The sequence below is a fragment of the Bifidobacterium sp. UBA744 genome (assembly GCA_002298605.1).
In the GTDB taxonomy this organism is placed as follows: domain Bacteria; phylum Actinomycetota; class Actinomycetes; order Actinomycetales; family Bifidobacteriaceae; genus Bifidobacterium.
On record DBKS01000056.1, the window covers coordinates 699 to 12,381 of the forward strand.

Here is an 11,683-nt window from a genome sequence, read left to right on the forward strand (position 1 = left end):
GCCGCCGACGCCATTCACCTCCTGCCATGGCTTACGCGGCATGGCCTCCGATCTGCTGGTTGCGCTGGCGTCCGGTGGCGCCGTCGAACAGATCCATGCCTTTGATCACGGCGTTCTTCCCGAATTTGCGCTTGATGTCGATCAACGCCTGCTGCATATGCCCTTCCGTTTCCTCGCCGACCTTGCCGCCCGCCCCGGTCCGGGAACGTCCGGCGACACCAATGGCGTCACGGGCAGCGGCATCGTCATCCGCGGCCGCGAACAAATCCGGCTGCGTGTATCCCGCGGCGACCGGCCGCCCACCGCCATCTTGCCCTATCGTTCGCAAATCATCCGCGACTACGTTCAGCCGCCTCACCAGCAGACGCCGATCGACGATTCTGCCGAACAAATCGTCCACGGCGTCGCAGATGCGACTGGTCGACGACGTGGGTTCCGGCAATGCGATCGAGCCATTGGCGGGTTTGGGCACGCGTCGGCCGTATCTGTCCGAGGAAACCGGACCGTCGTAATGCGCGGCCGCGTTGTCCGCGAGCGCGTGCAGCAGCGGCGTCGCGCAATCCTCCAATCGCTTCGGGTCAAGGCTGGCCGCGTCGTAGCCGACCATCAATCCCACGCGCCCGGCCCTCAAGCCCCTGCCCGCCAAATCGAGCGACAGCGTATCGGCCATTTCGCGGACGATCAGACGCGCGGTCCCGGCGTCGACCGCACCGGTGAGCACCTGGCCGGAACTCATGCTGCGACCCGCCGGCTTGTACGCTTTGATGTCGGCGATGGTGCACGGCTCCCATCCCCATGCGTGGTCGATGAGCAGCTCGGCGTTCACGCCGAACATGCGATACAGCAGGTCCTCGTTGTAATAGTCGGAGGCCCGTCCGATGGAGCAGCGGGCGATGTCGCCCATGGTCGTCAGCCCCCGGGACTCGAGCTTTCTCGCATAGCCGCGTCCGACCCGCCAGAAATCCGTCAGCGGACGGTGTCCCCACAGCAGACGACGATATGACGCCTCGTCAAGTTCGGCGATGCGCACGCCGTCGTCGTCGGCGGGAATGTGCTTGGCCACAATGTCCATGGCCACCTTGCACAGGTACAGATTGGTGCCGATGCCGGCCGTGGCCGTGATGCCGGTCTGCCTCATGATGTCCTGCACGATCGCGCAAGCCATGGCGTGGGCGCTTCCCCGCCATGCGTTGAGATATCGAGTGGCGTCGATGAACACCTCGTCGATGGAGTAGACGTGGATGTCGTCGGCCGCGGCATACTGCAGATAGATGCCATAGATCCGGGCGCTCACTGCCAGATAGTGCGACATTCTCGGCTTGGCGGCGATATACGTGGATTCCAACCGCGGCCGGGCCAGCAAATCGCGGCTGTCGCAGGATGCGCCGACCAGCCGGCGTCCGGGGGCGGCCAGACGGCGACTCTCATTGACCTGCTTCATCCGTTCCACGACTTCGAACAGTCTCGCCCTGCCGCCAATGCCATATGCCTTCAGCGAGGGGGACACCGCCAGACAAATGGTCTTCTCGGTGCGTTCCACATCCGCCACCACCAGATTGGTGGTCAGCGGATCCAGCCCGCGCGCCACGCATTCCACCGAAGCGTAGAACGACTTCAGATCGATGGCGATATACGTGTGGCCTCGACCGGCCCGTCGATCATCATGCTGCGGTTCGCCCATCGCCATCACCTCCTGACGTCCGATCGAAAATCCGGCAATGACATCACCATACCAATATGCTCGAACATCTGTTCGAAGTCATGTCGCGGTCCCGCCCCACGGCGGCACGCTGTATTTGGCGGCTGGTAAGGTGAACTGATAGTTAATTCCCATGCGCGTAAAGGAGCTTTGGCTTGTCTGCTGAACTGGAAGACATCCACGAGGAATGCGGCATCTTCGGCGTCTGGGGACACCCCGACGCTGCGCGACTCACCTATTTCGGCCTCCATGCATTGCAGCACCGCGGCCAGGAAGGAGCAGGCATCGTCTCCAACGATCACGGGCATCTCATCGGGCACCGGGGCCTGGGGCTGCTCACACAGGTGTTCGGCGACGAACGCGAGATCGAACGCCTCAAGGGAGACAAGGCCATCGGCCATGTGCGCTACGCGACCGCGGGCTCCGGAACCACCGACAACATCCAACCCTTCATCTTCCGGTTCCACGACGGGGATGTGGCGCTCGGCCACAACGGCAACCTCACCAACTGCAAGTCGCTGCGCCGCAAACTTGAGGACGAGGGCGCCATCTTCCACTCCAATTCGGACACCGAAGTCCTGATGCACCTGATCCGCCGCTCCTCCAAGCCCACCTTCATGGACAAGCTCAAGGAGGCGCTCAACACCGTGCACGGCGGCTTCGCCTACCTGCTCATGACCCAGGATGCGATGATCGGGGCGCTCGACCCCAACGGATTCCGGCCGCTGTCGCTCGGCAGGATGAAGAACGGCGCATACGTCCTCGCCTCCGAAACCTGCGCGCTGGACGTTGTGGGCGCCGAACTGGTGCGCAACATCCGCCCCGGCGAGATCATCGTGGTTTCCGACCACGGCTACAAAATCGTGCAGTACACCAACAAAACCCAGCTGGCCATCTGCTCGATGGAGTACATCTACTTCGCCCGCCCGGACTCCGACATCTACGGCGTGAACGTGCATTCCGCCCGCAAGCGCATGGGCGCACGCCTCGCCAGGGAGGCTCCCGCCGACGCCGACATGGTCATCGGCGTGCCGAACTCCTCACTGTCCGCGGCCTCCGGATACGCCGAGGCGGCCGGGCTGCCCAACGAAATGGGCCTGATCAAGAACCAGTACGTGGCACGCACCTTCATCCAGCCCACGCAGGAGTTGCGCGAGCAGGGCGTGCGCATGAAGCTTTCCGCCGTGCGCGGCGTGGTCAAGGGCAAGCGGGTCATCGTCATCGACGATTCGATCGTGCGCGGCACCACATCCAAGCGCATCGTGCAGCTGCTCAAGGAGGCCGGCGCCGCCGAAGTGCATATGCGCATCAGCTCCCCGCCACTGAAGTACCCCTGCTTCTACGGCATCGACATCTCCACCACCAAGGAGCTCATCGCGGCGAAGAAGTCCGTCGAGGAGATCCGCGAGTACATCGGCGCCGACTCCCTGGCATTCCTGTCCCTTGAGGGACTGGTGGAATCCATCGGACTCAACGCGGACGCCCCCTACGGCGGACTGTGCGTCGCCTACTTCAACGGCGACTACCCCACCGCCCTCGACGACTACGAGGAGGATTTCCTGAAATCCCTCACTCCGGAGGACCGCGTGCGCCTGCCACGATTCGCGCTCGACAAGAGCCGCTACACCGGCAACGAATACTCGTGCCAGCAGGGTCTCAAGCCCGGCGAATGGAACCCGGAAGACAAGTAACACCAAGAAAGGACCATCAATGCCCACAGCCTATGAGAACGCCGGAGTCAGCGTCGAAGCAGGGTACGAAGTCGTCAACCGCATCAAAAGCCACGTGGCCCGCACCGCACGCCCCGGGGCAGGCGGCATCGGAGGCTTCGGCGGACTGTTCGACCTGTCCACGCTCGGATACAGGGAGCCGGTGCTGGTCTCCGGCACCGATGGCGTCGGCACCAAGCTGATGGTCGCCAAGATGGCGAACAAGCACGACACCATCGGCCAGGACTGCGTGGCCATGTGCGTCAACGACATTCTCGCCCAGGGCGCCGAGCCGCTGTTCTTCCTCGACTACATCGCCTGCGGCAAGAACGACCCCGTGCTGCTCGAGCAAGTCGTCAAGGGCGTCGCCGACGGCTGCGTGGACGCCGGCGCCGCGCTGGTGGGCGGCGAAACCGCCGAGATGCCCGACATGTACGCCCCGGACGAATACGATCTGGCCGGTTTCACCGTCGGCGTCGTCGAAAAGTCCAAGATCATCGACGGCACCAAGATCGCCGAAGGCGACGTGCTCATCGGCCTGCCCTCCTCCGGCATCCACTCCAACGGCTATTCGCTGGTGCGCAAGATCCTGTTCAAGGACAACGACTTCGCCATCGATTCCAAGCCCGAGGAACTCGGCGGTGAAACCCTGGGCGAGGAGATCCTCAAGCCCACCCGCATCTATGCCAGGCCGCTCAAGCCCCTGTTCGCCGAAGACGATCTGATCAACGGCATCTCGCACATCACCGGCGGCGCGTTCGTCGAAAAGGTGCCGCGCATCATCCCCAAGGGCCTGGCCGCGTCCTTCGACATCACCTCCTGGCCGGTGCCGCCGATCTTCCGCCTGCTGCAGCGGTACGGCAATGTGCCGGAACTCGAAATGTACAACATCTTCAATATGGGCATCGGACTGGTGTTGGTCGTCGATCCGGCCAAGGCCGAAGAGGTCGAACGCATCCTCGACACGGAAAACGAACCCCACTACCGCGTGGGGCGGATCGTCAAGGACGTGGACGGCACCCGCGTGCAGCTGCACAAGTAGGCGCAAGCGCGCAAGCGGACTCGTTCACCGGCAAGACTTAACGGCTTAAGAAAAAGGAAAAACACATGGGTTCCAAGGTTTTGGTCATTGGTTCTGGCGCACGCGAGCACACCATCGCCTATACGCTGCTCAAAGCCCCCTCGGTCGACGGGGTCACCGTCATTCCCGGCAATCCCGGCATGGAACGCGACGGCATCACGACCTCGGCGCTGAGCCAGTCCAATCATGCGGCGCTGATCGACTATGTGAAGGACAACGGCATCGACTGGGTGTTCGTCGGCCCCGAAGTACCGCTGATGGAAGGCATCGTCGACGATTTCGAGGAGGCCGGCATCAAGGCGTTCGGTCCCGACAGGGCCGCCGCCCAGATCGAGGGCTCCAAGGACTTCGCCAAGCGCATCATGGAGAAGTACTCGATCCCCACCGCAGCCTACCGAACCTTCGATGAGCTCGAACCGGCGGCCGCCTATGTCAGGGAACACGGCGCCCCGATCGTCATCAAGGCCGACGGGCTCGCCGCCGGCAAAGGCGTGACCGTCGCCATGGACATCGACACCGCCCTGCAGGCCCTCGACGAGATTTTCATCAACCACCGCTTCGGAGCCGCCGGCGCCAAAGTCGTCATCGAGGATTTCCTCGAAGGTCAGGAATTCTCGCTGATGAGCTTCGTCAACGGTGAGGAATTCTGGCCAATGCCCATCTCCCAGGATCACAAGCGCGCCTACGACAACGACGAGGGCCCGAACACCGGCGGCATGGGCGCCTACTCTCCCGTGCCGCAAATCGGCCAGGACGTCGTCGACACCGCCATCGAGACCATCGTCCGTCCCATGTGCAAGGCCATGGTCGACGAAGGCGTGCCGTTCATCGGCATCCTCTACGCCGGCCTGATCGCCACCGCCGACGGCCCGAAGGTCATCGAATTCAACGCCCGCTTCGGCGATCCGGAAACCGAAGTCGTGCTGCCGCGACTCACCTCCGACCTGAACCTCGGCATCACCGCGATCCTCAACGGACAGGCCCCCGAATTCACCTGGACCGACAAAGGCGCCACCCTCGGCGTCGTGCTCGCATCCAACGGATATCCGACCAATGTCATCAAGGGCGCTCACGTACCCGCTATCCTCACCGACGACGACTCCCACGTCTATTATGCCGGCGTCGAATCCGATCCCGATTCCGGCGAACTTATCGCCAGTTCCGGCCGCGTCCTGCTCGTGCAGACCACCTCGGACTCCATCCGGGACGCCCAACACAAGGTCTACGGCATGCTTGACGGCATCGAAACCGAAGGCATGTTCTACCGTCACGACATCGGAAACAAAGCCTTGAAGAACTGACCGGCATCGCGACAGGGCCCCTTCCGCGGAAGGGGCCCTGTCATAGGCGGCGCACGGTACAATGATTGGGATTGAACGCAACAGATCGAAGGAGACTGCCGTGCGCAAGCATCCGGGCGACCTCGTGTCCCATATCCGCATCAACGAACGAGTCGAGCCAGTCGATCTGCCATCCGGAGAGGCCATCACCGTACGATGGTGGCCCGTGCCGAACGCCACGGCACACCGCGTGCTGCTCCTCGACCGCCCGCATGGCGGCACGACACTCTGGCGATCCGATCCCATCGGCAACGGCAATGAGGCCGTCCTCCCCGGCATTGCGACCACACCCGCATCCCGCCACTGGCTGGTCATCGAAACGACGTTCCCCGACGGGATCACAACGCATTCTGCGCCCGTCACCTTCGGCACGGCACCATCGAAGCTGCAGGACGAGCGGATCACACCCATCTGGGCGAGCCCGGCCACCGCCGCAGCCAACAAAGGCGAACAGGGCGACCCCAATGCGGGCACAGTCCCCGCGTTCTCGGGCCTGCGGGAATCCGACAGCGACGCCGGCGACGAGTTCTTCCAGCGTCCGACCATCAGGCAAACCAGGCACAACGGGCTCGGCTGGGCGTTCATGCGCCACGAATTCACACTGCCCGACGAGCCGGTCCTGTGGGCCACACTGCATGTCACCGCGGCAAGCGTCAAACCCGGACGGCAATTCGTCTACCGTGCATGGGTCAATGGCAAGTTCGTCGGACTTGGACCCACCTTCCCCACGCATGACGAGGCTCGCACCGACGGATTCGACGTCACGAACCTGCTCAAGCCAGGCCGGGCCAATGCCATCGGCGCACTGGCCTGGACGCTGGAGGACCGCCGCTTCCTCGCCCGGCTCGACATCACCCTGACCTCCGGCCGTACACTGCATATCGGCACCAATCACGATTGGAAGGCCATCGTGGGCAACGCCGCCTATCCGGATTCACTGTCCACCGGCACCCAATACTGCGAGTCGCCCGCCGAGGATCTCCAGACCCGGCACTATCCCTTCGGCTTCGCGCAGCCGTCATTCAACGACTCGGCATGGGCGCCGGCCGAAGAGCAGCCGCCGTTCGCCCGGTTGGAGCCCAATCCCGCCGACAAAGTAACCGTCGTCTACAACAAGCCCGCATCGGTCAGCCGCACCCCCAACGGCCACGTGATCATCGACTTCGGTCGCGCATGGATGGGAGGCATCCGTCTGACGCTCGCATCGCCGCTCGACTCGGATGCGGATATTCGCATCCGCTACGGTGAAGTGCTGAATCCGGACGGGTCGGTCAAATACCGGCTCAGCGCCTTCAACACCTATGAGGAGACGTGGCATATCACCCCCGACGCCCCCGCCGTCGAAACCTGGGGACTCAAGGTCTTCCGCTACGTCGAGCTCATCGGCGCCGACGACGACGCCTCCCAAGCCGCCGTGCAGGCCATCGCCGACCACCCCGAAACCGTCGCGGCCTCCGCCATCGTCTACCCTTTCGACAAGCAGACCGGTTCGTTCCAGTCCAGCGACACCACGCTCAACCGCGTATGGGAACTGTGCCGCAACACCATCGAGGCGTTCAGCGGACCGATCTACGCCGATTCCTGGACCCGCGAGCGTGCAGCCTATGAGGCGGACGCCTGGCTGCAATGGCGGTCCCATCTTGCGCTCGACGACGCGCCAAGCGTGGGGGCATATTCCATCGACTATCTCATCGCCAATCGCACATGGCCCACCGAATGGCCGTTGTACCTGATTCTCGCGGTGCACGACGCGTGGATGGCCACCGGCTCACTCGCCCAGGCCCGCCGCGAATATGATCGGCTCGCCGGACTGCTCCCCGATCGCCATCTTGACGACCGTTCCGGCTTCATCGTCAAGGACCCGGGCGATTCCTCGGCGACCGACGGCGACCTGGTCGACTGGCCGCCGGCGGAACGCGATGGATTCACCTTCGGTCGCGTGAACACCGTGATCAACGCACTGGCCTCCCAGGCATACGCGGATATGGCCGATCTGGCCAAGGCCCTGGGGCGCGCCGACGACGCGGCCCGGTATGCTGGCGTCGCCACGCGTATGCGCCAGGCGATCAACGACAGGCTGTTCGACGACTTTCAGGGCGCCTATCTCGACGGCATCGATTCCGGCCCGGACGGCACACTCATCAACCACGCCTCCGAACACGCCTCGGCATTCGTCCTGGCCTTTGCCGACGTGCCGCGGAAGCGTCTCCCCCGTCTCGCCAGATTCCTCGGGGCCAAGGGCATGGCCTGCTCGGTATACGCGGCGGCCATCCTGCTTGAGGGGCTGTACCGGCATGGTTTCGGCTCGCTGGCCACCAAGCTCATCGCCTCGCACAGCCATCCCCGCAGCTGGTGGAACATGCTCCGCGCCGGCGCGGGCGGCACGTCGGAAGGCTGGGACGTGTCGATCAAGGGCAATACCACCTACTCGCATCCCTGGGCGTCGTCCCCCGCATACCTCCTGCCTCAGGGCATGCTCGGGATTCGCCCCATCGAACCGGGATATCGCTGTTTTGAGGTCCGACCGCAACTTGACGGCGTCCGGCACGCCTCCGCCACCCTGCCATGCCCCTACGGCGAGATACGCGCCGACGCGCGATTAGGCGAGGCCGGCACCACGGAGCTCGAACTCGACGTACCCGCCATGACCCGCGCCACCGTGCGGATCAACGGCACGGCAGTCACCGTTCAGGGACCGCGGCACATCGTCTGTGACGGGTCTTCGCAGACGTCTCTCCTCCCCGAAAACAAGGGTTGAGCTATCCCCCGCCCCTTGTTAAGCTTGCTGCTGGAGTTTTATTTGCAGCATCTCATGTAGGCGGGTATACGTTCATGATTTCCAAAATCCTTTTGGGATTACCAGGCGCCGATTTCCGCAAATCCGTATGGCTGGGTGTGCTTTCGGCGCTTGCGTCCCTATGCGAAGTGACGATGGTGATAGTCGTCTGCCTGACTGCGGGCAATCTGCTGGGCCTGTCCGTTCCCCCATGGACCCTGCCCATTGCGGGCGACACCACGGCGGCGCTGATCACCATGGTGGTGCTGATCGTCGTCGAGTTGGCGGCCAGATGGGCCTCCAACTTGATCTCCATCGCCGTGGCGGGCAAACTGAGCGACCAATTGGCCGACGCCATGTATCTGGGCATGTTCCGCCCCGAGCGCAACAATGCGGCGCGAATCCAGCGGGACGACGAAAACAAGCCGCTCGCCAACCAATCGCTGGCATTGCTGTCGGTTGAGGGAACCAAGGCCATCATCAACTATTTCACCGGCTATATTCCCAATTTCATTCAGGTGATGGGCGTGCTGCTGGTCACCGCCATCACGGTCATGCCGCTGAACTGGGCCGCCGGGCTGGCGCTGATCCTCGGCATGGTGGCGCTGCCCGTGGCCGCCAACGCCTCGCGCGCAAAGGACATGGCCGTGCAGATGAAGCAGCTCAAGGAATACGAGCACGTGGGCCTGCATTTCGAAGAGGCGCTGCGCGGCCTCGGCACGCTGAAGATCTTCAACGCCGACCATCGCACCGCGAAAAACCTCCATAAGGATTCCGAAGGGTTCCGCCGCATCACGATGGATGTGCTCGCCGGGCAGCTGCGATCCCTGATCGCCTCCGATCTGGTGATTTATCTCGCCGTGATACTGGCGACGGTGCTTGCCATCATCACAGGCGGCGACTCGGCTAATTCGATGATGGTGGCCGTCATCGTCATCGTGGCCGGCGTCAGGCTGTTCGCCCCGGAGCGCCAGCTGGTGTATCTGTCGCATCAGGCGGCGGTCGCCATCAAACAGGGCAGGGCCATCACCGCAGCCATCGGACACGGTAGGAACAACGCGGCAGCCTCGCCATCCAGCAACGCCGCCGACACGAACTCGGCTCAAACTGCTCAGACGACTCAGACGACTCCGGACGCACAGCCGCTCCGCATCAACGACGGCATTGTCGCCAAGGGGCTGAGCTTCACCTATGCCAACGGCTTCAAGGCACTGCGCGACATCGATCTCAATCTGCCGGTGATGGGCCATGTGGCGATTTGCGGCCCCTCCGGATCCGGCAAATCCACTCTGGCGAGCCTGTTCACCGGAGAGCGGCGCGACTACGAGGGCAGTTTGAAAATCGGCGGCGTGGAGCTGCGCGACATACGCCAGCAGCAGCTCATCGACATCGAAACCGTGGTGCGCGGCACCGACCACCTCTTCTCCGGTTCGCTGCGCTACAACCTCGACCCGGCGGCCAGGGGATTCAGCAACCACGACTTCGACGCCGTGCTGCGCGGCGTGGATCTCGACAGGGAGATCTCCGACCGCACCGGGTACAAAACCCAGGTGGAGCCCAATGGCGGCAACTTCTCCGGCGGCCAGAAGCAGCGGCTGATCATCGCCCGCGCCCTGTTGCGCCACACTCCGATCTACATTTTCGACGAGGCGACCAGCGCGGTCGACCGCGACCATGACGAGACGCTGTCCAATCTGATCACCCGTTTGGCGCAGAACGCGCTGGTCATCACCATCACCCACCGTCTGGCGGGCATCCGCAACGCCGACGACATCATCGTGCTTGACCGTGGAGTGATCGCCGAACAAGGCGACTTCTACACGCTGATCAACGGCGATGGCCTGTTCGCCGCCGAATGGCAGGAGCAGGAGCGCCTGGAGCGCACGGACGCCACGTCCGGCGACGACACCAATGACGACCGCGGCGACAGCTTCGTCGCCGCAACACCTGACGATTCGGAGGTGGCGCAATGATCGCCCGCATGTTCCGACAGATCAAACCGCTGATCGGCGTTGAGATCAAAGCCATTGTCTGCGGCTCCCTCGGCTATCTGCTGGCGGTGTTCGCGGTGTTGTCCGGCGTTATCGGCGTGGTCGGCTGGTTCCGGGGCGCGCCCAATTGGGCGATGATCGCGGCTGCCATTGCCTGCGGTCTGCTGTCCGGGCCGTGCGCCTATGGTGAGCAGCTCAACAACCACGAGCTCGCGTTCCGTCTGCTTCGCGACATTCGCACCGCGGTGTTCGACAAGATGCGCCGGCTTGCCCCGGCCAAGCTCAAGGAGCGAGGCCGCGGCAATCTGGTCACCGTGCTCACCGAAGACATCGAGCTGCTTGAACTGTTCTACGCCCACACGCTCTCCCCCATCGCCATTGCGGCGATCTGCTCCATCGTCAACAGTGTGGTGCTCGCCATCATCAATCCATGGCTGGGATTGGCCGCCATCGTCTCGTATGCGCTGGTGGGCGTCGCGTTGCCGGTGATATTCGCCAAGGCGATCGGGCAAACCGCGTTTGAGGAGCGCGAGCGCCAGGGCCGGCTGCATACGGATCTTCTGGAATCGCTGGATGGACGACGCGAACTCATTGCGCTGGACGCGAGCCGCAACACCCAGGCGCGTCTCAAGGCCGACACCGATGCGACGACCGCGGCGCGACGCGAAACCCGGCGCGTGACCGGCGCCAACTCGCTGACCACCGACATCGTCACGTTGGTATGCATCGCCATCTTCACACTGCTCGTGTGGTGGCAAATCGAACTCGGCGGCATGACGGATCCGGGCATGACGCTGGGCGCGCTGGGCGCGTTCATCGTCTCGTTCCCGCCGGTGATCGCGGTGTCCCGTCTGGGTTCGGGCATCCAGCCGACCTTTGCCGCCGCGCGACGCGTCTTCGCCTTGATGGACGAGGAGCCGGCCGTCCGCGAGCATGAAGGCGACAGCGGCGCCATGCTCGCCGAGTTCACCGGCATCACCGCATCCGAAGTGACCTTCCGCTATCCCTCCGGCCCACAGGCGCTGCGCGATGTGAACCTCACGATCCGCCCCGGGGACATCATCGGCGTGCAGGGGGAGAACGGCGC

Annotated in this window: 7 protein-coding genes; 6 read left to right on the forward strand and 1 reads right to left on the reverse strand. The window is 63.8% G+C overall.

Going from position 1 to position 11,683, the window contains the following annotated elements; translation table 11 throughout:
* Positions 1-31: 31 nt before the first annotated feature.
* On the reverse strand, positions 32-1,681 hold the full coding sequence (locus tag B2994_RS06175) for a type VI secretion protein ImpB (protein ID WP_291527496.1): 1,650 nt from the start codon (positions 1,679-1,681) through the stop codon (positions 32-34).
* A 173-nt stretch (positions 1,682-1,854) separates the two neighbouring features.
* On the opposite strand from B2994_RS06175, the gene purF reads away from it, so the two are divergent.
* The 6 genes from purF to B2994_RS06205 all read left to right on the forward strand — a co-directional run.
* Positions 1,855-3,390 carry an amidophosphoribosyltransferase gene (gene purF, locus B2994_RS06180; RefSeq protein WP_291527497.1) on the forward strand — a complete coding sequence of 512 codons (1,536 nt, stop codon included), beginning with the start codon at positions 1,855-1,857 and terminating at the stop codon, positions 3,388-3,390.
* Between the two features lie 19 nt (positions 3,391-3,409).
* Complete coding sequence (purM, locus tag B2994_RS06185; protein ID WP_291527498.1) at positions 3,410-4,450, forward strand: phosphoribosylformylglycinamidine cyclo-ligase; 1,041 nt, start codon at positions 3,410-3,412, stop codon at positions 4,448-4,450.
* Positions 4,451-4,515: 65 nt separating this feature from the next.
* Positions 4,516-5,790, forward strand: a complete 1,275-nt coding sequence (purD, locus tag B2994_RS06190; RefSeq protein WP_291527499.1) for a phosphoribosylamine--glycine ligase — start codon at positions 4,516-4,518, stop codon at positions 5,788-5,790.
* Positions 5,791-5,890: 100 nt separating this feature from the next.
* Positions 5,891-8,587: a family 78 glycoside hydrolase catalytic domain gene (locus B2994_RS06195; RefSeq protein WP_291527500.1), complete on the forward strand. Its 2,697-nt coding sequence runs from the start codon at positions 5,891-5,893 to the stop codon at positions 8,585-8,587.
* Positions 8,588-8,661: 74 nt separating this feature from the next.
* Positions 8,662-10,578 carry an ATP-binding cassette domain-containing protein gene (locus B2994_RS06200; protein WP_291527501.1) on the forward strand — a complete coding sequence of 639 codons (1,917 nt, stop codon included), beginning with the start codon at positions 8,662-8,664 and terminating at the stop codon, positions 10,576-10,578.
* An 8-nt stretch (positions 10,579-10,586) separates the two neighbouring features.
* Positions 10,587-11,683, forward strand: a 1,097-nt coding sequence (locus B2994_RS06205) for an ABC transporter transmembrane domain-containing protein (RefSeq protein ID WP_291527502.1), incomplete at its 3' end; no start/stop codon positions are given.